The sequence below is a fragment of the Halolamina sp. CBA1230 genome, assembly GCF_002025255.2.
In the GTDB taxonomy this organism is placed as follows: domain Archaea; phylum Halobacteriota; class Halobacteria; order Halobacteriales; family Haloferacaceae; genus Halolamina.
This window is the reverse complement of sequence record NZ_CP054587.1, coordinates 245896-269853: the sequence shown is the minus strand read 5'-3', so window position 1 is coordinate 269853 and position 23958 is coordinate 245896. Positions and strand designations below refer to the sequence as shown.

Annotated in this window: 21 protein-coding genes; 6 read left to right on the top strand and 15 right to left on the bottom strand. The window is 67.3% G+C overall.

What is annotated here, in order from left to right; all coding sequences use genetic code 11:
* Positions 1 to 86: 86 nt before the first annotated feature.
* Together B4589_RS01400 and tpiA are read left to right on the top strand one after the other, a co-directional pair.
* A complete protein-coding gene (locus B4589_RS01400; protein WP_079232578.1) occupies positions 87 to 611 on the top strand; it encodes a multiprotein bridging factor aMBF1 in 525 nt (174 codons plus the stop codon).
* 60 nt (positions 612 to 671) lie between these two features.
* Positions 672 to 1316, top strand: a complete 645-nt coding sequence (tpiA, locus tag B4589_RS01395) for a triose-phosphate isomerase (RefSeq protein WP_079232577.1) — start codon at positions 672 to 674, stop codon at positions 1314 to 1316.
* Positions 1317 to 1389: 73 nt separating this feature from the next.
* Here the strand turns inward: tpiA and B4589_RS01390 are convergent, their stop codons facing one another.
* From B4589_RS01390 to B4589_RS01350, 9 genes are all read right to left on the bottom strand, one after another.
* Positions 1390 to 2124, bottom strand: a complete 735-nt coding sequence (locus B4589_RS01390) for a class I SAM-dependent methyltransferase (RefSeq protein WP_158081126.1) — start codon at positions 2122 to 2124, stop codon at positions 1390 to 1392.
* A gap of 99 nt (positions 2125 to 2223) precedes the next feature.
* On the bottom strand, positions 2224 to 2499 hold the full coding sequence (locus B4589_RS01385; protein WP_079232575.1) for a hypothetical protein: 276 nt from the start codon (positions 2497 to 2499) through the stop codon (positions 2224 to 2226).
* Positions 2496 to 3614 (bottom strand): hypothetical protein, encoded by a 1119-nt coding sequence (locus B4589_RS01380; protein WP_143414248.1) that lies wholly within the window; start codon positions 3612 to 3614, stop codon positions 2496 to 2498. Before B4589_RS01380 ends, B4589_RS01385 begins: the two co-directional genes overlap by 4 nt.
* Positions 3611 to 4915: a DNA polymerase IV gene (gene dinB / locus B4589_RS01375; protein ID WP_079232573.1), complete on the bottom strand. Its 1305-nt coding sequence runs from the start codon at positions 4913 to 4915 to the stop codon at positions 3611 to 3613. Before dinB ends, B4589_RS01380 begins: the two co-directional genes overlap by 4 nt.
* Before the next feature lie 67 nt (positions 4916 to 4982).
* Positions 4983 to 6263 (bottom strand): NUDIX domain-containing protein, encoded by a 1281-nt coding sequence (locus B4589_RS01370; RefSeq protein WP_079232572.1) that lies wholly within the window; start codon positions 6261 to 6263, stop codon positions 4983 to 4985.
* Between the two features lie 57 nt (positions 6264 to 6320).
* Positions 6321 to 6749 (bottom strand): HTH-type transcriptional regulator LrpA1, encoded by a 429-nt coding sequence (gene lrpA1, locus B4589_RS01365; protein WP_079232571.1) that lies wholly within the window; start codon positions 6747 to 6749, stop codon positions 6321 to 6323.
* Positions 6750 to 6852: 103 nt separating this feature from the next.
* Complete coding sequence (locus tag B4589_RS01360; protein ID WP_079232570.1) at positions 6853 to 7791, bottom strand: thiamine pyrophosphate-dependent enzyme; 939 nt, start codon at positions 7789 to 7791, stop codon at positions 6853 to 6855.
* Positions 7792 to 7794: 3 nt separating this feature from the next.
* On the bottom strand, positions 7795 to 9684 hold the full coding sequence (locus tag B4589_RS01355; RefSeq protein WP_079232569.1) for a 2-oxoacid:acceptor oxidoreductase subunit alpha: 1890 nt from the start codon (positions 9682 to 9684) through the stop codon (positions 7795 to 7797).
* Positions 9685 to 9821: 137 nt separating this feature from the next.
* Positions 9822 to 10049, bottom strand: a complete 228-nt coding sequence (locus tag B4589_RS01350; RefSeq protein ID WP_079232568.1) for a hypothetical protein — start codon at positions 10047 to 10049, stop codon at positions 9822 to 9824.
* 136 nt (positions 10050 to 10185) lie between these two features.
* Here B4589_RS01350 and B4589_RS01345 point away from each other — a divergent pair, with 136 nt between their 5' ends.
* Both B4589_RS01345 and B4589_RS01340 read left to right on the top strand, forming a co-directional pair.
* Positions 10186 to 12855, top strand: coding sequence for a PKD domain-containing protein (locus B4589_RS01345; protein ID WP_079232567.1), 2670 nt, complete (start codon positions 10186 to 10188; stop codon positions 12853 to 12855).
* Complete coding sequence (locus tag B4589_RS01340) at positions 12856 to 13446, top strand: CAP domain-containing protein (protein ID WP_079232566.1); 591 nt, start codon at positions 12856 to 12858, stop codon at positions 13444 to 13446. It abuts the gene before it with no gap.
* Here the strand turns inward: B4589_RS01340 and aroC are convergent.
* The 4 genes from aroC to B4589_RS01320 all read right to left on the bottom strand — a co-directional run bounded on the left by aroC (position 13443) and on the right by B4589_RS01320 (position 18763).
* Complete coding sequence (gene aroC, locus B4589_RS01335; RefSeq protein WP_079232565.1) at positions 13443 to 14609, bottom strand: chorismate synthase; 1167 nt, start codon at positions 14607 to 14609, stop codon at positions 13443 to 13445. The two genes, B4589_RS01340 and aroC, sit on opposite strands and share 4 nt — an antisense overlap.
* A gap of 66 nt (positions 14610 to 14675) precedes the next feature.
* Positions 14676 to 15911: an alkaline phosphatase family protein gene (locus B4589_RS01330; protein WP_079232564.1), complete on the bottom strand. Its 1236-nt coding sequence runs from the start codon at positions 15909 to 15911 to the stop codon at positions 14676 to 14678.
* Positions 15912 to 15985: 74 nt separating this feature from the next.
* Positions 15986 to 17290, bottom strand: a complete 1305-nt coding sequence (aroA, locus tag B4589_RS01325) for a 3-phosphoshikimate 1-carboxyvinyltransferase (RefSeq protein WP_079232563.1) — start codon at positions 17288 to 17290, stop codon at positions 15986 to 15988.
* Positions 17291 to 17497: 207 nt separating this feature from the next.
* Positions 17498 to 18763, bottom strand: coding sequence for a M20 family metallo-hydrolase (locus B4589_RS01320; RefSeq protein ID WP_079232562.1), 1266 nt, complete (start codon positions 18761 to 18763; stop codon positions 17498 to 17500).
* 102 nt (positions 18764 to 18865) lie between these two features.
* Between B4589_RS01320 and B4589_RS01315 the strand changes: the two genes are divergently transcribed.
* Together B4589_RS01315 and B4589_RS01310 are read left to right on the top strand one after the other, a co-directional pair.
* Positions 18866 to 21721, top strand: a complete 2856-nt coding sequence (locus tag B4589_RS01315) for a DEAD/DEAH box helicase (RefSeq protein WP_079232561.1) — start codon at positions 18866 to 18868, stop codon at positions 21719 to 21721.
* An 88-nt stretch (positions 21722 to 21809) separates the two neighbouring features.
* Positions 21810 to 21965 (top strand): hypothetical protein, encoded by a 156-nt coding sequence (locus B4589_RS01310; RefSeq protein WP_176330486.1) that lies wholly within the window; start codon positions 21810 to 21812, stop codon positions 21963 to 21965.
* 55 nt (positions 21966 to 22020) lie between these two features.
* On the opposite strand, the gene B4589_RS01305 is transcribed toward B4589_RS01310, so the two are convergent.
* Together B4589_RS01305 and B4589_RS01300 are read right to left on the bottom strand one after the other, a co-directional pair.
* Positions 22021 to 22803 (bottom strand): metal-sulfur cluster assembly factor, encoded by a 783-nt coding sequence (locus tag B4589_RS01305; protein ID WP_079232560.1) that lies wholly within the window; start codon positions 22801 to 22803, stop codon positions 22021 to 22023.
* Between the two features lie 2 nt (positions 22804 to 22805).
* Positions 22806 to 23888 carry an amidohydrolase family protein gene (locus tag B4589_RS01300; protein WP_079232559.1) on the bottom strand — a complete coding sequence of 361 codons (1083 nt, stop codon included), beginning with the start codon at positions 23886 to 23888 and terminating at the stop codon, positions 22806 to 22808.
* Positions 23889 to 23958: the final 70 nt, after the last annotated feature.

The following is a 23958-nucleotide window of genomic DNA, read 5'->3' as shown; positions in this document are numbered from 1 at the left end:
TGTGCGTCAAAAGTGTACGCACGGCGGGACTGTCCGCCCGATGGGACCGCCGGTTCCTTTTTACTGTCCGACGCGCTACCTAGGGTATGGCCCAGTGTGAGATGTGCGGCGCGGAGAAGTCCTCGCTCACCACGACGAAAGTCGAGGGTGCGGAGCTCGAACTCTGCGACGACTGCAAGGACTTCGGCACGACCGTCGAGACCGAGTCGACGTCGACCACGTCGACGAAGTACTCGACGTCCTCCTCGGACGACTCCTCCTCGTCCTCCACGAGCGGCGGGAGCAGTAGCGGCGGCGGTGGCGGTCGCCGCCGCGACATGTTCGACCAGATGGACGAGATCGCGGGCGACTACGACGAGCAGATCCGGGCGGCCCGCGAGCGCGAGGGGCTGAGCCGCGAGGACCTGGCGAAGGAGCTCAACGAGAAGGCTTCGCTGATCAGCAAGCTCGAACGCGGGGACGTGCTCCCCAGCGACGAGGTACGCAAGAAACTCGAGAAGCGCCTCGACGTCTCGCTGGCGGAAGGCTCCGACGACGACACGTCGGACTGGGAGACCGACTCCTCGATGACCCAGACGCTCGGCGACGTCGTCGAGCGCAAGGGCGAGTAACGTCGCCACGCCCGCCGTCGAACCGCCTACCTATTTGCCGGTCGGGGCCCGCCTCCCGACGTGTTCGTACTCGTCAACCTCAAAGCGTACGACTGCGACCCCGTCGCCGTCGCGTCAGCGGCGGCCGACGTCGCCGACGAGACCGGCGCCCGGATCGCGGTCGCACCCCAGGCCGCCCGTCTGGGCGCCGTCGCCGCCACGGGCGTGGAGACGTGGGCCCAGCACGTCAGCCCCGTCGATCACGGCAGCCACACCGGGAGCACCCACGCCGACGCCGTCGCGACGACCGGCGCGGTCGGAACGCTGCTGAACCACTCCGAGAAGCGCCTGAAACTCGCCGACATCGACGCCAGCCTCGCCGCCGCCGAGAACGCGAGCCTGGAGACGGTTGTCTGTGCGAACAACCCCGACCAGATCGCGGCCGCGGCGGCGCTCGGTCCCGACGCGGTCGCGGTCGAACCGCCGGAACTCATCGGCGGCGACGAGTCCGTCGCGACGGCGAATCCGGACATTGTTCGCGACGCCGTGGAAGCCGCGAGCGGGGTCGACGAGGATGTCGAGGTTTTCTGTGGTGCGGGGATCGCGACGGGCGAAGACGTAGCGGCCGCGCGGGATCTGGGCGCCGACGGCGTGCTGCTGGCGTCAGGGGTCGCGCTCGCGGACGATCCCGAGGCGGTGCTGCGCGATCTGGTCGAGCCGCTCTGAGTGTCAGTAGCGCGGCGTGCGATCTCTTCGTTTGGCGGTCAGTTCGGAACAGCCGGTAAGTATGTGTGCTCTCTCAGTCCACTTGTGCTCGGATAACGAGAAGATCTGGCTGGCGTAATGCGTCTTGGTACCGCTCCGGATGGTGCTCCGCGAATGCGTCTTGTGGTTGGGGCTCGTCGACCGTCTCAAGCTGAAAGCCAGCCTCGATAAACGGTGTGATGACTGCATTCATCGGTCGATAGTACGTCGGAATCTCAACGTCGGGCCAGTCGTTCATCAGCTTCGTGACTGTGTAGTACTCCTCGACCTCGGTATCTGAGCGGAGATAGTGAGGGTGGATGGTCGTCACGACGAGCGGTTGTTGTGGCCGCAAAACTCGGTGGAACTCCTCGAATACGGGAGTCCACTCCTCGATATGGCTCAGCACTAAATTACTGAATACGAGATCGAACGTATCGCTGTCAGCAAAGTCGAGTGGATTCGTCAGGTTAGCATGGTAGAAGGTCGCCTTCTGACCAAACCGCTGACGGGCCTGTTGAATTGCGGTTTCACTTGCATCGACGCCGACGACCGTTGCCCCTTGCTCGTGGAACCACGGCACATAGTCGCCGCGCCCGCATCCAGCGAGCAAGACTCGCCTGTCCGCGAGCTCGGGTAGGACCGGCCGTGTCGCAGGCCACGAATAGTGTTCTTGGAAGTGACTGTCTCCCCATGGACTTCTCTCGCGATCCAAGTCGGATGCGTTCTCCGCGAGTACGTCGTACCCGCGCTGAAGTTGGTTGCGAGCGGTGTTGTCGTTCTCGTCCAAGCTGTGTCCGCAATAAGTGGCCTCGATAGCTATATAGTTTATCTGGGCATCCCGCCACGCCACAATTCACTAGGAGAGGAGTTCATCAGAACCGGGAACTCACTGTTCCTCGATCACGTAGTGGTCCTCCCCTTGCTCGACAAGCGTGCCGCCCTCCCGGAGCGTGACGACGTACCCCGTCGGCGAGCGCTCGACCTCGTGGGGCGCACGCACTCGGACGAGGTTACCGATGAACTGCGCGGAGGGCGGTTTCTGTGCCGCGCCGCAGTCGTAGACGGTGACGAGCTCGTCGCCGGCGTCGGCTTCGTACACCACCAGCCGGGCGTGGCGGTCGAGCCGCCAGCGCCCTTCGCCGGTCTCGGGCAGCGCCCTCATGCGAGGTCTGTCGCGGCCTCGATCGCGTCGACCGCGTCGGACACCGCCTCCTCGGCGGCGTTGCCGTCGAACGCCTCCGCGACGAGGTCGGGTAGCGCGTAGCGGTACCGGCCGGCACCGCCGTGTTCGATTACGCCCGCCTTCCGCAGCGTGCGGTTGCGCGCGTAGGCGTACTGGCGCTTGCCCGACCCGCCGGCGGCGACGTGGGCGTCGACCGGCGCGGCCTCCCCGACCTCGCGGTAGTGAGCGAGCATCTCCCAGGTCACGTCGTCGAGCGCGTCGATCCCCTCGACGAACGCCTCCACGACCTCGCCCTCGTCCCGCAGCTCCGCGCGCCGGACGAGCAGGCTGAGGCGTTCGCCGCGATCGGCCGTCGGGTCGGGGATCGATTCGTTCTCCGAGTCAGGTCCGTCCGGCGCCGACCCCGAACCGCCGCTCGATGCCGAACTGCCGAGCGACCCGCCCGTCAGGTTCGTCGAGGACTCCATCGTGACGCCGAACTCCCCGTCCTCGGCAGGCTGCTCGTCCGGCTCTACAGTCGCTCCACCGTCGTCGGTGGACGCCGTCCTGACGGGCGAAAGCCCGGACTCCCGGGCGGTGTCGACAGCCGTCGACTGCTCGCTCCCCGTCCCGGCGGCGACTGTCGGCTCCTCGCGGTCGGCTCCCTCGACCGTCGTCTCGACGCTGGGTGTCACACCCTCGTGATCGGCGTCGCCGGCCACGGTGCCGGTGTCGTCGAGCGGGTCGGTCGCCGGCTCCCAGTCCTCGTGCGTTCTGGGTGCCGCCTCGTCGTCCGTCTCGTCCGCATCGACGGCTCCGGGCTCGCCCTCGCCGGGATCGAGGTAGGTTCGGTCGAGTTCGCTCTCGAGGCGCTCGATCCGGTCGGCCTTCGCGTCGAGTTCGGCCTCCAGCGCGGCGAACGTGTCGATGAGCGGGAGCGAGACGGTGTGCTCGGCCTCCGCGCGGTCGTCGTGGTCGATGTCGTCGGTCATGGTGGTGGCGTCGCCGCCGTGCCGGCAGGCGAGGCCGGCCGAGCGGCACGGTGTGCGACCGAGGCGGTCGCGCTGGTCGTCGTAACAGACCCACTCGGCCCACATAGGGTTTCCGACGGTCACTCGAACTCCCCGAGCGAGAACTGGCCCGAGCGCTCCTCCGCCGCGGGTGCGTCCTCCCGCTCGACCGTGGGGTCGTCGGCGTCCGCCCCGCTCCCGTCGGCGACGGCGTCGAACCCGTCGAGGCTGGCCTGCTCGCCCGCCGTGAAGCTCAGATTCGACACGCGGACGCCGAGCTTGCGGACCGGTTCGTCCTCGAACTCCGTGAGTAGCGAGAGCGCGGTCTCCGCCACCAGGTCGGGGTCGTCGACGGGGCCAGAGAGCGACTCGGCGCGGGTGTTCACGTCGTACGGCGTCGTGACGGCTTTGATCCCGATCGTTCGGTAGAGGGCGTCCTTCGACCGCGCGCGCTCCGCGACGGCGGCCGCGAGCGCGCGGACCTTCTCCCGCATCGCTTCGGCGTCGTCGGTGGCTTCCGAGAAGGAGGACTCCCGGGAGAGACTCTTGGGCAGCCCCGTGGGCGTCACCTCGCGGTCGTCGTTCCCCCGAGCGCGCTCGTGGAGCTCCACCCCACGGTCGCCGAAGCGGTCCTGCAGGTGGCCCGGGTCCGCAGCCGCGAGGTCGCCGGCGGTCTCGATCCCCATGTCGCGGAGTTCGCCCGCCCGCACCGGGCCGACGCCGTGGATCTCCTCGACGGGCAGCGGCGCGAGGAACTCCGCGACAGTCCCCGGGGGGACGACGGTCAGCCCGTCCGGCTTGTCGTGATCGCTGGCGATCTTCGCGGTCGCCATGTTCGGCGCGACGCCGACGCTCGCGGGCACGCCCACCTCGCGGGCGATGCGCTCGCGGACGTGGCGCGCGAACCCCTCCGCGAGGGTGCGCTGCTCGGCGGCGCCGGAGGCCCGCGCCGGCGCGTCGACACGCTCCCACGACGTGCGGTCGGTCACGTCGAGGTACGCCTCGTCGATGCTCACCTCCCGCACCGTCTCGGCGCAGTCGTGCAGGATCTCCTTCACCTCGCTCGCGACCGACTGGTAGAACTCCATGTCCACCGGGCGGTAGTGGCCGCGGTCGTCCTCGGCGGAGCCGAGGTCCGGGCGCTCCACGGGGGGCAGTCGCTCGACGGCCTGCGAGATGGGCTGGGCGGAGTCGACGCCGTACGCCCGGGCCTCGTAGGAGGCAGTCGCGACGGCGCCGATGGTCTCGCCCGCCTCGTACCCCATGCCGACGACGACCGGTTCGCCCCGGAGTTCGGGCTCCCGCAGGCGTTCGCAGGAGGCGTAGAAGCAATCTTGGTCCACGTGGAGCACCACTCTGTCGGGCGACTCGTCGTCGCCGGTTCCGGGGAGGGTGCTCCCGTTCATGGGGGTGAGTCCGGGCGGGACGGAAAAGAGGGTTTCCCGAGTGTGGTGGAAGTGGAAGCGAGCCTGTCTACACCTCGTCCCACGTTGCACGCCGTCGATGCTCCGCGGCGACCGCCCGAATCCCCTCGCTATCGAGCGTTCCGTCCTCGGTGACGACCGCGTCGAACCGTTCGGTCGGCGTCGCGCCGAACGTCGGGTTCGCGACCGAAACGTCGGCGTCGCCGTCGTACACCGCCGACAGATCACGCTCCTCGCGGTCGAACGACGCGTCATCGTCGTCTTCTTCCGGCCGAACTTTGTCGCTCGTCGTGACGACGTAGCAGTCCGCCCCCTCCGCCGCCGCCGCAGCGACCGCCCCGCGAGTCCCGACCTTGTTCACGACGCGCCCGTCCGGGAGCACCGCGTCCGCTCCCACGAGCAGCGCGTCGGCGTCCTCGGTCAGACGTTCCCCGAACGCGGCGTCGGTCGTGACCGTCACCGCAGCGTCGGTCCTGCTCGCGATCTCCGCCGCGGCGTCGACGCCCTCCCGGCCCGGCCGCGACTCCGCGACGAGCACCGATTCGGGGTCGGCCGCCGCGAGAGCCGAGAGAACGGTCCCTGAACGTGAGAGCGTGGCGACGCGATCGGGCAGGCGCTCGGCCGCGTGGGCAGCCGCTCGCTCGTCCGCCGCGAGGGCGCGGTCGATCGCCTCGGTGGCCGCTCGCTCCACAGCGGCGGGACACCCCACCTCACTCGCGGCGTCCATCGCTCGATTCACGCGGTTCGCGACCACGACCATCGACGGGCGGGCGTCCCGGAGGTCCCGCGCCGTCGCGGCGAGGTCATCCCAGTCGGTCGCGCCGCGCTCGACCCCCAGCGCGGCCTCGTCCCGGAGGCGTTCCAGCGCGCGCAGCGAGAGGTAGCTGGAGCCGTGGTCTCGGTCCTCGGCGACAGCCTCGACGGTCGGCCGCACGCGGTCGTAGGAGCGCCACAGCTCCGGCACCGTCTCGCGGCGCAGGATCTCGGTCGGTGGCGCCCACTCGTGCTCGGTCGTCTCGTAGTTCGTCGTCACCTCACGGTGCCGGGCGTCGAACAGGTACGGGTGGACGACCCAGCGCGTGCCGAGATCCTCGTCCATCACCTCGAACGAGTCGCCTCGACGCAGGAGCGTCACGTCCGATTCGTGGTCGAGTCCAGTCTCCTCGCGGATCTCCTCCCGGGCAGCGCCGTCGGGGTCGCCCTCGGCGTGGCCCGCCACCGCACCCCACCGACCGCTGTACGATCCCACCTCGTCGCTCCGACGGAGCAGGAGCACCTCGGCGTCGTTGCGGAGAAAGACGGTGACGACGTGGGTCTCGTCGTCGGCCATACTCGACGTTGGACGCTCACACCTATCAGGAATGGGGTCGAGAATGGCGGCGAGGAGTTACTTCAGCCGCTCTTGCAGGAAACAGGGGTGGGCAGCAGTCACGCCGTCGACTTCGAGGATACGGTCGCTGATCACGTCGCCGAGCGCGTCGCCGTCCTCCGCCCGAACCTCCGCCAGCAGCATGTGGTCGCCCGTGGAGCTGTACAGCGATTCGATCGCGTCGAGCTCCTTCAATGCGTTCGTCGCGTCGACGTACTGCTCGCTGTCGACGTCCATCCCGACCAGCGCGATCGACTGCCCGGTGAGCTTCTTGGGGTCGACCTCGGCGGAGTAGCCGACGATTACCCCGTCGTCCTCGAGCTTGCGGACGTACTTCCGAACCGTCGGCTTCGAGACGTCGGCGCGCTCGGCGATCTCGGAGACCGACGCCTGCGCGTCCTCCTCTAAGATCTGCAGGATCCGGTCTTCGGTCGCCGACGTAGTCATGGAACTCGCTTCGGCGTGCGGGGAAAAATGCCTTGCGAAGCGGAAACCGAGTATCGAGTAGGAGAAATCCCGGGGGCGATCGCTCGCTCCCGAGGCCGACTGCTTACTTGTGGTCGTCGATGAACATGTCCGCGGAGCGCTCCCAGTCGTAGTCGTCGTCGAAGTAGCGCTCGGCCAGCGGCTCCTCGGGCATCTCGCCGATGTTCCGCTTCTCCTGCTGGTAGGAGGGACGATCCTCGTCGACGTAGTACTTCCCGGTCAGCACCTTCCCCTCGTACAGCGACTCCTCGGTCTCGCGCATCATCTCCGCGGCCTCGTCCCGGTCCGTCGGGTCGAACTCGTAGTCGTCGTCCTCGTTGACGTCGATGTACGGGACGTACTGCTTTGCGTCCTTGTTCCAGGTCGGGCACTGGGTCAGGAAGTCGATGTGGGCGAACCCGTCGTGCTCGATGGCCTCCTTGATCAGCTCCTTGGCCTGGTTAGGGTTGACAGCGGCCGTCCGGGCGACGAACGAGGCGCCCGCGTTGAGCGCCATCGAGAGCGGCCGGATAGGCTCCTTGGCCGAGCCGTGGGGCTGGGTCTTGGACTTGTGCCCCTTCGGGGAGGTAGGCGAGGTCTGGCCCTTGGTGAGGCCGAAGATCTCGTTGTTGAACACGATGTAGGTGAAGTCGTGGTTCTCCCGGGCGGTGTGCATGAAGTGGTTCCCGCCGATCCCGTAGCCGTCGCCGTCGCCGCCGGCGGCGATCACTTCGAGTCCGGGGTTCGCCAGCTTCGCCGCTCGTGCCACGGGCAGGGCGCGCCCGTGGATCGTGTGGAACCCGTAGCTGTTGAAGTAGGAGTTCAGCTTGCCCGAGCAGCCGATCCCCGTCACCGTCAGGGTCTCGTCGGGCGTGCGCCCGGCCTCGGGCAGGGCACCTTTCAGCGCCTTGAGGACGCCGAAGTCCCCACAGCCCGGACACCACGTCGGCTGGGGCTCGATGCCCGGCGTGTACTCCTCCTGGTCGATCTCGCGTTGCTCGCCGATTGCGCTGAATGCACTCATAGGTCAGTCACCTGCCGCGGGTACGAACGTCGTCTGGTGGTCTGTCGCTTCCTCACCGTTGATGGTGTTGTGGAACCCTTCGACGATCTCCGCGGGCTCGAAGGGGTTGCCGTTGTACTTGAGCAGGCTCGACAGCTTCGAGCCGTACTCGCCCAGGTGTTTCTGGGTCAGCCCGCGGAACTGCGCCGAGGAGTTCATCTCGACGACCATCACCTGGTCGACGCTCTCGATGAACGCCCGAACCTGTTCATTCGGGAACGGCGCGAGTTCGCCGACGGCCAGCGCTCGCACGGACTGGCCGTCGTCGTTGAGCCGGCCGAGCGCCTCCTCGACGGTTCCGACCTGGCTCCCGAACGCGAGGATACCGTAGTCGGCGTCCCCGGGGCCGTAGGTCACGTTGAGGCCGTTCTCGTCGAGGTCCTCGCGGATCGACGCGAGCTTCCGGTTGCGCCGGTCGACCTGCGCGACACGGTTGTCGGGGTCCTCGCTGATGTGGCCGGCCTCGTTGTGCTCGTTCCCCGAGGCGAGGAAGTGCCCGTCCTTCTGGCCCGGCACCGAGCGCGGCGAGACGCCGTTCTCGGGGTCGTGCCGGAAGCGCTGGAACTTCCCGCTGGGCTCGTGCGGGGCGTCCGCGACCTGGTCCTCGGTCAGCGTGCTCCCGATGTCGGGGTTGGGCTCCCGATCGAAGTGGGAGGCCGGGACGTTGCGGTACTCCCCGGAGAGCTTCTGGTCGTAGAGGATGATCGACGGGATCTGGTACTCGTAGGCGATCTGGAACGCCCGTCGCGCGTGATCGTACGCCTCGGCCGGATCCGCGGGCGCGAACACGACGCGGTTGGAGTCACCCTGTGAGGTGTACAGGACGTGCTCCAGGTCGGCCTGCTCGGGCTTGGTCGGCATCCCTGTCGAGGGGCCGGCCCGCTGTGCCTCGAGCAGCACTACGGGCGTCTCCGACATCTCCGCCAGTCCGAGCGGCTCGGACATCAGCGCGAAGCCGCCGCCGGAGGAGCCCGACATCGCCTTCACGCCGGTGTGCGAGGCGCCGATGGCCAGCGACGCCGCGGCGATCTCGTCCTCGACCTGCTCGGAGATCCCCCCGACTTCGGGGAGGTTCTTCGAGAGGATGGTGAACACTTCCGTCCACGGCGTCATCGGGTAGCCGGCGATGAACCGACAGCCCTCGTCGAACGCGCCGTAGGCGATCCCGTCGGAGCCGTTGACGAGCACCTGCTCCTCCTCGTGCTCGCCCTCGGGGCAGGAGACCTCGATGCCGCTGATGTCGTAATCCTCCAGCACCGAGTCGTAGGCTTCGTTGAGGATATCGATGTTGGGTTCGAGGATCTTCTCGGGCATCGCGTCCCGCATCAGCTCCTCGATGGCCTCGACGGGGATGTCGGCGATGGCGCAGGTCGCGCCGACGCCGGCGGTGTTGCGCATCACCTCGCGGCCCTTCTCGCGGGCCAGGCCCCGGAGGTCGAGCGGGAACACGTGCCAGTCGTTCTCTTCGACGCGCTGGTCGAAGTTCGGTACCTCGTCGGCGTCGATGAGGCCGGAGTCGTACACGATCACGCCACCCTCCCGAAGGTCGTCGAGGTTCTCCGAGAGCGGCTTGATCTCCTCTTTGCCGTAGTACGCCTCCTCCTGTGGGTTGCGCGCGAAGGAGTCCCCGAGCGCCAGGAGGAAGTCGTAGCCGTCGCCCCGCGAGGTCACGTTCTCGGGCGCGGCGCGTACTTCGGTGTACGTGTGACCGCCGCGGATCCGCGACGGGTAGTGTCGGTGGGTGAAGACGTCGAGTCCCGACCGCATCAACGCTTTCGCGAAGTTCTGGCTGGTCGAAGCGATCCCGTCACCGGAACCACCTGCGATCCGCCAGATGAGTTCGTCGTCAGTCATGAGTGGTACGGCGACCCACGTTGGTCGCGTCTTCATGAGTGTTCCAACGCCGAACCCAAAGCACTTGCTATAGGTTGTCGAGTAAAGACCGTGATAGACCGCCCCGACGTCGCCGGAGCCGGTCGCCGACCGACGGTTCAGTGCCCGGCTTCCTGATCCGTGAGCCCCTCGAGGTAGCGCGCGAACAGGAGGACCGCGAAGACGAGGACGGCGCCGCCGGCCAGCTGCAGCGGCTGACCGTACTGAGTGAGCTGTTCGCTCTGTACCAACGCGGAGCCCAGCGTGACCCCGACGAGCAGGATCCCCGTCCCGACCGTCATCGCGCCCGTAAGCAGGTAGGGCATCGAGGACTCGTTCTCGATCATACTCCCACACGGGGGGCGGAGCGATAAATAACGCACGGACACGCCGCCAACAGTGGCCCACACCGCCCGCTATCAGATCGATCAGAACGGTCCCGGAATTTAAGTACAGTAACGGAATGAACAACCTCAACGTCAAATGAAACGTCTCTCCCTCTTGCTCGCGATACTGCTGGTCGTCGCCGGGGTGCCGGCGCCGACGATGGCGGACAGCGACGACGGACGCCCGCTCGCGGACGCCGGGCTCGATCAGTCGACGACGGTCGGAAGCACGGTGTATCTCGACGGTGGCGGTAGCGTCGATCCGGACGGCAGGATCGTCGAGTACGACTGGACGATCCGAACACCCGACGGCGAGACGGTGAGCCCGTCGGATTCGGACGCAGTGACGACGCAGTTCGTGCCCGACCGAACGGGACGGTACGACGTTCGACTGACGGTCACCGGCGCCGACGGACGAACACGGAACGATACGCTGTACGTCGACGTCGGGGAGGCGTCGGAACGGCCGTCGACGACGCCGACCGAAACGGAGTCCCCCGCGTCGACATCGACCCCAGAACCGACCTCGACCCCGACCGGCGACGAGGACCCGCCAGACCCCGCTCCCAGCGACGAGAACCAGCCGCCGGCAGGCGAGATCGAGGGACCGTCGTCCGTGACGTCGGGGTCGGCGGTCAGCTACACCATCGACGCCGCCGACCCGGACGGTGAGATCGTCGAACAGTGGTGGCTCCCGACCTCGATCGCGTCGTCACCGACGAGCCAGTCCGAGCTCCGGAGTGGAACACGGAGCATCACCGTCGACGGCACGCCGGGAACGACCGCCACGGTGTCCGCGATCGTCGTCGACGACGACGGCGCGACCTCGACGCTGACGAAAGCGGTCGAGGTGCGTAACTCCCTTCCCGATGCCCGGATCGAAGGTGACGACGTCGCGATCGTGAACACGAGCGAGGAGTACCGACTCGTGGCGAGCGACCCCGACGGGGAGATCACCTCCGTGAGCCTGACCAGCGGCGCCGACGTCGTCGAACCCGTCGGCGCGATGCCGTGGAACGGCCCGACAAGCAGCGGCGAGTGGGCCCGCTCGTTCCGCTTCACGGGGATCCCCGAGAGTGACGGGACGGTGACGCTCGACGCGACGGTCCGCGACGATCACGGCGGGGTGACGAAGGTGGAGAAGGAGGTGACGGTGGTTAACGATAGTACGATACTGGAAACAACCAATCCGGTCTCTCAATCCTCCCCCGAGATACTCAGCTTGGATCTCTCCATGAGGGACGGTCCCGACGGGATGAACGGGCGGCAGGTCGTCCTGACCGGTGTCGCGAACGACACCGACTCGGACCGGTTGCAGTTCGAGTGGCAGGTCGACGACAGGATCCTGCTCAGCACCAGTGGTAGCGGAAGCCCCGCACAGGCGAGTGTCTCACACGGGCTCGAGAACATGGAGTTCGAGGACGGAACGGTCGAGGTACAGCTCACCGTTACCGACCAGAACGGTCACGAGCAGTCGCTCACGAAGAGTTTCGACGTACACTGGGAGACTAGCGTCGCCGGGCAGGCGAACCCGATCAAGATCACGAACATCGACGGGAGAACCGTCTACGGGAGATACCAGATCGACGCGACACACGCCGGGAAGCAGATCGTGATCAGCTTCGGCGATGGGGAGGTCGTAACCCAGACGATCGAGGGGACGAACTACCACTACTTCCAGCATCAGTACGCGTCCGGCGGGAACTACCACCTCGGGATCAACCCCGCGTGGTCGCCGGACAAGGCGTCGGTTCCGGTCCGGATCTCGCATACGAGGTACAACGTCTGGGTGTTCGAGCGGAACACGACCGAGGTGTTCCGGACTGAAGCGGTCGAGAGCCCTGGAGACAACTGGACACGGGATGGGATCGCCCGCATCGATCGGGAGCAGATCGGCGTCGAGACCATGAAGACACCAGCGAGTGATCGCAGAGGGACGATCAGTCCCGGGCCGGAGTGGCGGCGGATCGGGACGACGACCGAGTATCACACGGAACGACGGACGGCGAGGAGTACAGATCACCCAGGCGGTGACTGGCAGGTGACCGAACGCAACGTGGATCAACGACGAGTGCAGGTAGGCTGGGAGTACGACACGCTGCCACATCGTGGCGCCTCGGGCCCCGGATGGGAGTACGTCAAACCCGTTCCCCGGACTGTCGAACGGATCGAAACGGAGGAGTCTTCGACTCGACCGGCTGGAAGTGGCTGGACGCGAGATGAACAGGTCGGTCGGACGGTGAGCGGCTACGACACACGGTGGGTCGACTACCGCTCCCGTGCTCCGGCGAGCTGGCAGTACCAGGGGTCCGACAGATACGTCAGTGGGTACGACGAGACGACGGTCTGTGTCGAATACTCCTACCGGTTCAAACCACCCGTCTGCCTGGAGGAGGAGACAGAGCGGGATCCGGTGTACGACTCCCGCTACGAGTACCGTGTCCCGGAGTACGACGCGGTCTACGAGTGGGAGCGAACGGTCGACGGGACGGAGTACCACTATCGGTACCGCCGCGGGACGTACGAGGACGTGGCGGTCCACGAGTACGAAAAGGAGGTCCAAGTCGGGACCGAGTACATGCGGTGGGAACGGCCGGAGTACGAGAGGACGGAAGTCTACCGGTGGAAGCGAACCACCAACACGTGGGAACAGTTCCGTTCGTTCAGTGAACCGATAGGGAACGTTCGGAATGTTACGAAGGTTACGAAAGAGTGTGGGGCTGACCCGGACGCCAACGAACCGAGCATCTGTGAGGAGGAAGCCTGAATGAGGGGTTCGGCGATCGTCGTCTGCGTGTTAGTGCTCACTGCCGGCTGTATAGGAAGCGGTGGGATTCCCGCCGGCGATGGTGGTGACTCGACAGTACCGGACACGGAGTCAGCCCCCCAACAGCCGACGACACCGTCTTCAGCACGGTACGATGTCGACATCGAACGGATCGAAGACCTGATCCACGGGAGGATGAACGAGCGTCGAGTCGAGAACGGAGTCGATCCGCTCAAACGGAACGAAACGTTGGACGCCGTCGCTCGGTACAAGTCGTGGGATATGGCTCAGCGAGATTACTTCGCGCACACAGGGCCGAACGGGTCTACACACTCAGAACTGCGAAAGCGGTACGAACTGGAGTGTTCCGATACAGGACAGAATATTTATAAGAAAGAGTATTTGAACGAACCATACCCTCAATCTGAGTTATCCGACTCGGAGCAGATAGCCTCCGACGCTGTCGATAGCCTCCTCGAGTCCCCCGGCCACCGCCAGAACGCCCTCTCCTCGAACTACGACGCCCAGGGGATCGGCGTCTTCGTCGACGAGAACGGCACCGTCTTCGTGACCCAGGAGCTCTGCGGTTAGTCGTTCCGCGGGCTACTCGGGTGGTACGGCGTGTCGTACTCCCCCGGGTTGTCGTCGAGGCGGTCGGGGTTGATACGCCCGCCGAGGAGCATGAAGTCGAGCACCGTCAGGTAGAGCATCGCCTCGACGACCGGCACCGCTCGCGGCGGCAGCACCGGGTCGTGGCGGCCGACGACCTGGATCTCCTTCTCCTCGCCGGTCTCCCAGTCGGCGGTCCGCTGTGTCTTGGGGATCGACGTCGGCGCGTGGAGCGTGAGCTCGCCGTAGATAGGCTGTCCGGTCGTGATCCCGCCCTGGAGGCCGCCGTGGTCGTTCCCCACCGGCGTCGGATCCGGATCCTCCTCGTCGTCGGGGAACTCCCAGTCCTCGTTTCGCTCTTTGCCGGTGACTTCGCGGGCTTCGCGTCCGAGCCCGTACTCGAACCCCGTCGACGCCGGGACAGCGAGCAGCGCCTGGCCGAGCCGTGCCGGGAAGCTGTCGAACCGCGGCGCACCCAGTCCACGAGGGACGCCACGCGTCTCGAACGCGACGCTCCCGCCGATGGAGTCGCCCTGTTCCTGGTACTCGTCGATGCGTTCGCGCATCCGTTCGGCGGTCTCTGGATCGGCACAGCGGACCTCGTTCTCCTCGCTGTGTTCGAGCATCTGCTCGAAGCTGACGTCGGGAGCCTCGATGTCGCCGATCTGGTTGACGTGGGCCTTTATCTGCACGTCGTGCTCACTCTGCTCCAGGACCTGCTTGGCGATAGCGCCGGCGGCGACCCAGTTCACCGTCTCGCGGGCGCTCGAGCGGCCGCCGCCGCCCCAGTTCCGGGTGCCGAACTTCGCGGAGTAGGTGAAGTCGCCGTGGCTCGGCCGGGGCGCAGTGACGAACGGCTCGTACTTGCCCGAGCGGGCGTCCTTGTTCTGGATCGTCATTCCGATCGGGGTACCGGTCGTGTAGCCGTCCTGGAGCCCCGACTGGATCGACACCTCGTCCGGTTCGCCACGACTGGTGGTGATCATCGACTGCCCGGGCTTGCGCCGGTCGAGATCGCGCTGGACGTCCTCCTCCTCGAGTTCGACGCCGGCGGGGACGCCGCTGACCGTACACCCCATCCCCGGGCCGTGACTCTCGCCGTAGGTGGTCACCTGGAACAGGCGGCCGAAGCGATTGCCGTTCATACCTCCCCTCGTGGGGCCGGTTACTTAGCGCTTGCAGAACGGGAACAGTCCTCGCACTCCCGAGCGCTACTCTTGCAGGTCCGCGACCCGTCCGGCGGCGAAGGGAACGAACATCTCCTCGCGGCTGAGCCCGCCGTGCATCCCGACGAGGTCGAGTTCGTCGTCCTCCCACCACAGCCCCTTCTCGCGGTGGACGGCGACGAGATCCGGCGCCCGTTGCTCGAACGTCTCGCAGGTGCCGGGGCCGAACAGCTCCCGGTCGAGGTACGCCTCTCGGGTGAACGTCCACACGTCGTCGCCGAACGCCTCGTGCAGCGCGGCCGCCGCACCCTCCGGATCGTCGACATGGAACTGGACGTTCCGCGGGCTCCCGGTCGGGAGCCGGTCGTCGACGTACTCCCAGACGTCCGTCTCACGGAGGTTCACGTTCGTCTCGGGATCGGTGTCGATGTGGCCGTGGTCGGCGGTGACGACGAGCAGCGTCTCCTCCGCGGCGGCGGGATCGAGACGTTCGAGCAGTTCGTGTCGGACTGCCTCGGTGACGGCGCGGACCTGCGCCTCGTAGCGGTCGTGCCGGGTGCCGACCTCGTGGGCGATCACGTCGATCTCGGAGGCGTAGAGGTAGCGGTACGCCGGCCCCTCGTCGACGTCGACAGCAGCCTCCAAGTCCAGTCGGAGCTCCGCGAGCGCGTCGACGACGTTCCAGTAGGGGTGGTCGGTCGCGTCTGGGGTGTCGGCGTCGAACTTCGCCGGCTGGTAGAAGTGGGTGTCGACGCCGGCCGCGTCAGCGCGCACGGAGACGGGTTCAGCGTCGCTGAGCACCGAGTCGTCGAGACCCTCGTACACCTCCCCGGCGGGTTCGTCGTCCAGCGTCAGGAACGGGAGTGTCTTCAGGATCGCGTCGGCCTCCTCGACGTGCTGGAACCAGCCGAGCAGGCCGTGCTGCGCGGGGACCTGCCCCGACTCGACGGTGGTGATGGCGGCAGCCGTCTCGGAGGGGTAGACCGACGTGATCGGCGAGACAGTTCCCTGCCGGTCGAGACGGTCGAGCAGCGGGGCGTACTCGGCATCTCGCTGGTACTGATCCCAGCCCAGTCCGTCGAGGAGAACCAGAACGATCTGCGAGACGTCGGTGTCGACGTTCGAGAACGCCGACTCGGGAAGCTGGTGGTCGAACTCGTCGCTCACGAGCGAGAGCAGCGTGTCGGGGACGCCGGCCAGACACGCGCCGCCGTAGTCCGGGAAGGCGTAGCCGTCCTCGATCAGGTGGGCGAACCGGTCGGTCGGATCGACCTCGGTCATATCGGCTCACCGCCCGGTCGTGTGAGAAACGTTCCGATTCGGAAGGCAGCCCCGACGATATCGACGCTGGCCCGTCAGGCGTTCGTGACCGTCGCGCCGAGATCGTCGAGCACGAGCCAGAAGTCGGGGAAGGAGACGTCGACGTGTTCCGCGCCCGCGATCGTCGTCGTCCCCTCGGCGACGAGGCCGGCGACCGCCAGCGCCATCGCGATCCGGTGGTCGCCCCGGCCGTCGACCTCGGCGCCGACGAGCGAGGAGTCGCCGCCGTGGATCGTGAGTGTGTCCCGTTCCTCGGTCACCTCGGCGCCGAGTTTCCCGAGTTCTTCGGCCATCGCGCTCACGCGGTCGGTCTCCTTCAGGCGGACGTGCTCGCAGTTCACGATCCGAGTGTCGCCATCAGCGACGGCACCGACCGCGGCGATCGTAGGGAGGAGATCCGGAGTGTCGCCCACGTCCACTTCGACGCCGGAGAGATCGCCGCCCCGAGCAGTGAGTTCGCCAGCGTCGCGGTCCCAGTCGATATCGGCGCCCATGCGGTCGAGAACCTCGACGATGGCGGTGTCACCCTGCGCGCTCGGCTGGGCACCCTCGACGACGACGCACTCGGTCCCCTCCGCCGCGGCGACGGCCCCAGCCGCGGCGAGGTAGGAGATCGACGAGAAGTCGCCCGGAACCGCGTAACTCCCGCCCTCAGGCCTGTACCGCTGGCCGCCGGGGACACGGAACCCCGAGTCGGTGTGTTCGGCGTCGACACCGAACGCGTCGAGCACCTCGAGCGTGATCTCGACGTACGGCGCGGACTTGAGTTCGGTCTCGAGGGCGACTTCGATCCCCTCGTCGGTGACGGCGCCGGCCATCAACAGCGCGGTAACGAACTGCGAGGAGACGTCGCCGGGCATCGAGACGCTGCCGCCCGAGAGCGCCTCGCCGACGACCAGCGGCGCGCGCCCGTTCCGCCGGGTACTCTCGGCGCGGGCGCCGAGGTCCTCGATGGCGTCGAGCAGCGGCCCATGAGGACGCGACCGGAGCGAGTCGTCGCCAGTGAGCACCGTCAGCCCGTCCCCGAGCGCGCCCGCTGCCGTGACCAGCCGTGTCGTCGTTCCGGAGTTCTCGCAGTTTATCACGTCCTCGGGCACCTCGGGTCGTCCGCCGAACCCCTCGACCGAGAGCGTGCCCGTGTCCAGTCGGGAGCGGTCGAGCGTGCCGCCGAACGCCGAGACGGCGCGCATCGTCGCCCGCGTGTCGGCGCTGACCAGCGGGTTCTCAACCGTCGCCTCGTCGGCGTAGCCCGCCGCGAGGATCGCGCGGTGAGTGTAGCTCTTCGACGGCGGCGCCCGACAGCGGCCGGCGACCCGGGACTGCGAGACGTGTTTCTTCATGCTCCCTCCTGTGGCTGCCGAGGAAATGAGTCCACCGGAGCCGACTTTGAAGTACGATAGCGGGACCACTCCCCGCGTGATCTGAGAACCGCCGCGGGACGGTTCGCGAGTGTGTGGCCAGCCGTCTCGCGGGACGATCGGCCGCCTGTTTGCTACGGGTCGCCAGCGGCGGTGTTGGGGGGCGATATCGGTCCTTCCCGAGGCCGCCTACTCCTCAGTGGCGTCGGCGCCCGCCGATTCGGCTATCGCCCCGGCCAGCACGCGCGCCGCGCTGGCGCAGTCGTCCCAGTCTGTCCACTCCCGCGGGTTGTGGCTGATCCCGTCCGCAGACGGCGCGAACAGCAGCGCCGCCTCGGTCACGCTTGCGACGTGCATCGTGTCGTGTGCGGCGCCGGAGTGCAGGTCCACCGTCCGGATCCCGGCTTCCTCACCCGCACGGTGAGCCGCCGCGCGCAGCGACTCGCTCATCGGCGTCGGTTCGAGGTCGAACGGCCGCGAGAACGACGTCTCGACGCCGCGGTCGGCCTCGACGATCGCGAGGCTCGACCGCGTCGCCTCGACGATCGTCTGCATCGACTGATACTCGACGTCCCGGATGTCGATCCCCAGCTCGACCGTCCCCGGGACGACGTTGGTCGCGTTCGGCGACACCGAGAGCGAGCCGACAGTGCCGACTGCGGTCTCGCTCTCCGACTCAACCACGTCGTTGGCTGCCGCCTCCACGTCCAGCACTACCTCCGACGCCGCGGCGAGCGCGTCCGTCCGCTCGTCCATCGGTGTCGCGCCGGCGTGGTTCGCTTCGCCGACGATCTCGGCCTCGCAGTGGGTGATGCCCGTGATCGTCGTGACGACGCCGACCGGGACGTTCCCGCGTTCGAGCCGAGTGTCCTGCTCGACGTGGAGCTCGTACCACGCCTCCCACTCGCTGGCGTCGAGTCGTCCCTCGCCGCGGAAACCGATCCGCGAGAGCGACGCTTCGAGGGTGATCCCGTCGTCGTCCTCGATGGCGAGAGCTTCCTCGACGCTTCGCTCGCCGACGGCGACGGAAGAGCCCAGCAGTCCGTCCGCGAACCGTTGGCCCTCCTCCTCGGTGAAGGAGACGACGACCAGCGGTCGGGCAGGCTCGATACCGGCGTCCTGCATCGCGCGCACCGCTTCCAGCGCCGCGTAGACGCCGAGCGGGCCGTCGAAGATCCCACCCTCCGGGACCGAATCGATATGGCTCCCCGCGGCAACTGGCGCGGCGTCGGGGTCCGCCGACTCGGGAGTCCAGGTGCCGGCGACGTTCCCGACTGCGTCGACGGTCACGTCCAGCCCGGCGTCGTCCATCCGATCGACGAGGAGTTCGCGAGCAGCGCGGTTCGCGTCGGTCCCGGTGAGAACGGTCCGCCCGTGCCCCTCGTCGGCGTCGATCTCCCCGTGCTGCGCGTTAGTCTCGATGTCCGCCCGCAGTCGGTCGCCGTCGATATCCATGCTCGACCGTGGTGGGGCCGACGCCTTACGTGTACCTTCCGGGACGGACGGGACCACCGGAGGCGTGGTGCTTAACCCCGACGACCGCCTCGATCGATCCGAATGGAGAGTGCCGGCGCCGACGCGTTCACCCACCTCGGTCCGGCGGTTCGGGAGGCCCTCTCGGAACGGGGGTTCTCGACGCCGACGGAGCCACAACGGCGGGCGATCCCACCGTTGGCGGCGGGTGAGAACGCGCTGGTGATCGCACCCACCGGAACTGGCAAGACCGAGACCGCGATGCTGCCGGTGCTCGACCGGATCGCCGACGCGGAGGAGCGCCACGGCATCTCGGCGCTGTACATCACCCCGCTGCGCGCGCTGAACCGCGACATGCTCGAACGGCTGGAGTGGTGGGGCGAGACACTGGATCTCGAGGTCGACGTCCGGCACGGCGACACGACCGACTACCAGCGGAGCAAGCAAGCCGACGACCCGCCGGACGTGCTGATCACCACCCCCGAGACGGTCCAGGCGATGCTGACCGGCGAGAAACTCCGGACGGCGCTCTCGGACGTCGAGCACCTGATCGTCGACGAGGTGCACGAACTCGCGGCCTCGAAACGCGGGGCGCAGTTGACGATCGCGATGGAGCGCGTCCAGGAGCTCTCGGGACCGTTCCAGCGAATCGGCCTTTCGGCGACGGTCGGCGACCCCGACGAGGTCGCGAAGTTCCTGACCGGCGCCGTCCGGGGTGAGCGCCGGACCCAGCGCGATTACCGGATCGTCGAGGTCGACGCCGGGTCGAAGATCGACATCGACGTGGTGCGGCCGGAGATCACCGAGTCCGACCGGAAGCTCGCGGGCGAACTCACGACCGAACCCGAGATCGCCAGCCACGTCCGGTTCGTCCGGAACGTGGTCGCCGAGAACGAGTCGACGCTCGTGTTCGTCAACACCCGCCAGACTGCGGAGGCACTGGGCTCGCGGTTCAAGAGCCTCGACGCGCCGATCGGCGTCCACCACGGATCGCTGTCGAAGGACGCCCGGATCGAGGTCGAGGAGGCGTTCAAATCCGGCGAGATCGAGGGCCTCGTCTGCACGTCGTCGATGGAGTTGGGGATCGACGTAGGCCGGGTCGACCACGTCGTACAGTACGGCTCGCCCCGCGAGGTCGCTCGTCTCCTCCAGCGCGTGGGACGTGCGGGCCACCGCCGCGATCAGGTCTCGAACGGGACGGTCGTGGTCTCTGATGCCGACGACGCTAGCGAGGCGATGGCGATCGCTCGCCGTGCCGCAGCTGGCGAGGTCGAACCCGCAGGCATCCACGAGGGGAGCCTCGACGTGCTCGCGAACCAGATCGTCGGACTCCTGATGGACGAGGGGGAGATCGACGCCCGCGACGCGTACGAGCGGATCAAGCGAGCGTACCCGTTCCGCGATCTCCCCGAGGAGACGTTCCGCGAGGTCGTTCGCGAGCTCTCCTCGAACCGCCTGCTCTGGCTGGAGGAGGACCACGACCGAATCGAGAGTTCCGGCGGGACGTGGCAGTACTACTACGCGAACCTCTCGATGATCCCCGACGAGGAGAAGTACGAGGTGTACGACGTCTCCTCCCGTCGGGGGATCGGCACCCTCGACGAACGGTTCGTCGTGAACTTCGCCGAACCCGGATCGGTGTTCGTCCAGCGGGGCGAGATGTGGCGCGTCGACCGCGTCGACGACGAGGAGGAACGCGTCGAGGTTTCGCCCGTGCAGGACCCCGGCGGCGAAGTGCCGACGTGGGTCGGCTCGGAGATCCCCGTCCCGGCGGCCGTCGCGAACGAGGTCGGCGACCACCGAGAGGTGGCGGCCCAGCAGTTCGAGAACGGGGGGAGGCTCTCGGCTGTCGCCTCGGAGTTCACGAGCCGGTACCCCGTCGACGCTGCGACGGCCGAGACCACGCTCGAACCGGTCGAACGGCAGGTCGAGGCTGGCGCGCCGGTGCCCACGGCGGAGCGACTGGTGTTGGAGTCACAGGCCCGGACGGTCGTACTCAACAGCCCGTACGGCCACCAGGTGAACGAGACGCTCGGGAAGCTCTGTTCGGCATTGGTGGGGCAGCGAACCGGCTCCTCCGTCGGGATGGAAGTCGACCCGTACCGGATCGAGTTCGAGGTGCCGGGCGGCGTCGGCGTCGCGGCGTTCGACGAGGTGCTGCGGGAGACCGACCCCGACCACGTCGAGGCGATCCTCGAACTCGCGCTCAAGAACTCTGACGCGCTGAAGTTCACGCTCTCCCACGTCGCGGCCAAGTTCGGCGCGCTCAAGCGCTACCAGGGGCAGAGCCGGTTCGGTGCGGACCGCCTGCTCGCCGCGCTTTCGGACACGCCCGTCTACGAGGAGGCGCTCCGGCAGGTGTTCCACGAGGATCTGGCCGTGGAGGAGACGAAGGAGCTCTTGGACGCGATCCAGTCCGACGAGGACGACGTGGAACTGACGAGCGCCCGCGAGCGCACGCCCATCGGCGCGGGCGGGCGTTCCGCGGGCGGGGAGTTCCTCGTCCCCGACGACGCCGACGCGAGCGTCATCCAGACCGTCCGGGACCGGCTGGAGGGCGATCGCGTGCTGCTGTTCTGCGTCCACTGCAAGGACTGGAACCGACGGCAAGAGGTCGGGAAGATCCGCGAACCGATCGAGTGCCCGAAGTGTGGCTCCACCCGGATCGCGGCGCTCAATCCGTGGGCCGACGAGATGGTGAAAGCGACCCGGGCCGAGCAGAAAGACGACGAGCAGGACCGCATGACGCGGAAGGCGTTCAAGTCGGCCAATCTCGTCCAGGAACACGGGATGAAGGCGGTTCGGGCGCTGGCTGCTCGCGGTGTCGGCCCGCAGACTGCGGCGCGGATCATCGCGAAGTTCCGGGAGGACGAGGCGGACTTCTACCGGGACATCCTGGAGCAGGAACGGCAGTACGCGCGGACGAAGAGCTTCTGGTAGCCCGGCGCTGTTGCGTACGTGTGACGGTAAGTGACGCCAGCCCCCGGCCACCCAAGACGTTAACACACGTGGCATGGTACTTTTGCGCATGGGGGTAACTGACACTCGATGTCTCCGCTGTGGGGAACAGTTCGACTACGACGACGGTGAGTGTCCGGACTGCGGATGGAGTAGCTCGGAGTTCCGGTCCCGGGATCGATACAGCCTCGCCCGGTCGGGGGCCGGGGAGTGGGACGACGACTGAAAGGAACGGACGTGGACGGCTGCGTCGGAACTGAACGGTGGACCCGTCCGACGGCTCAGTCGGACGCCCCGGACTGGCGTGCTCGGTGGAGGGCGTCGCAGACACCACCCTGACCGTCCATGTTGACCTGTGCGAGGCGGGCGCGACGGTGGACGAGCTCGGCGTCGTCGGGCGCGATAGGGTCACCCTCCGGGGTTCGGAACAGTCGGTCCGAGGCCGCGAAGTAGTCGAGCGAGCGCGCTTTCTCCAGATACCGGTCGATATCCGCCGCCGGCACCTCGACCCCGAGTGCCGCGCCGGGAACGTTGACGGCGATCCGGTCCTCAGCGGCGCCTCGGTCGAGGTCGCTGCGTTCGAGGCGAGCGACCTGTTCGAGGTCGAGGCCGGCGTCGAGAAGCGACTCGACGGCCGCGTACTGTCTGGAGAGGACGGCCTTCTCGTCGAGCGTCGAGCGGAGGTCTGCGATGCCGTCCTCGGCGTCCGGGAACGCCTCCGCGAACGGGAGCCCCTCGTTGACGCCGTAGTTCACCTCCGTTTGATGCATGTGTTCGCGGAGTTCGACGGTACAGTCGTCGACGGCCGGTAGCGCTTCGGCGGCGTCGCGGGCGTCGACCGCCATCATCCAGGCGAACGCCGGCGAGCACCACGCCGTCGGGAGCGTGAACACGACGTGGACGTGTGTCTCGTTCTTGTCTATGTCGACGCGAACGTCGTCGATGTAGTCGAGTTCGACGATGGAGCGGTCGAGTTCGGGGTCGGTGACCGACTCCAGCGCCGACCGAACCCGACCGGGTATCGACGTGCCCTCGGCAGTCTCGTCTGTCGATCGGGCTGTCATTGTCAGTCGGCCGTGGAGGGGGTCTCGTCGGTGTAGTGCGCCTCGAGACCGAACTCCTCGGTGATCTCGTCGTTCCGGAGCTGGGATTTCTTCTCCTCGATGTCGATGTCGTAGAGTCTGGCGGCGTTCTCGCCCATGATCTTCCGCATCACGTCCGTCGAGAGCTCGACGCCGTACTCGTCGCGCTGCTCCTCGGTGAGCTCGGCGTTCATGACGCAGTCGACCAGCCAGTCGGGGTTCCAGAGCGCGTAGTCGCTGCCGAAGAGGATACGGTCCTCGCCAAGCCAGTACAGCAGTTCGCCCATGATCTCGCCGAACTTCCGTGGACGGTTCTGGGCCATTGGCGCGGCGACCGCGAGCCCGCCGTAGACGTTCGGCTCCTGAGCGGCGATCCAGCAGAAGTCGTCGAGGCGTGGGAGGCCGACGTGTTCGACGATGAAGTTGAGTTCGGGGAACGAGCTCGCGGCGTCGTCGACGTCGGCGACGTCGAAGGCGTCCCGGTTCAGCGGCCTGATGGTCGGCCCCTTGTGGGGATGGATGTTCTCGATGCCGAGCTCCGCACACTTCTCGAGGTAGCGGAACGCCTCCTCGCTGTCGAGGCGCCACCCCTTCGAGTCACCGCGCCACTCGGCGGTGTATAGCTTCACGCCGTCGATGTCGTACTCCTCCTTCTGTCGTTCCAGTTCACGCAGACCGGCGTCCCCCTCACGGGGATCGAACCGGCCGTTCGTGATGAACCGCTCGGGATGGTCGGCCTCGACGGCGGCGTTGTCGTCGACCGTGTTGAACCCCTCGTCGTAGAACTCGTCGAGATGGGTCGGCTGGAAGATCCCCATGTCGACGGACCCGTTCTCGAAGAGGTCCCGCAGCATTCGCTCTCGGGAGTAGTTGCGGTACTCCTCCAAGGACCACTCGCGCTCGGTCGGCGTGAACCCGGTGTGGTAGTCGTAGAAACACCGGATGAACTCCTCGCCACCCTCGTGGACGATGTTCTCCTCGCTGGCGTCCCAGAAGTGGAGGTGGGAGTCGATGACGAAGATGTCCTCGTCGTCGTCGTATCGATCCGAATCAGTTGTCCGATACATGTGAGGGAGTGTGTAGTGGTACCACATAAACTTCATTATCGTTAATTAATAAATAGGAACGAACCGGATC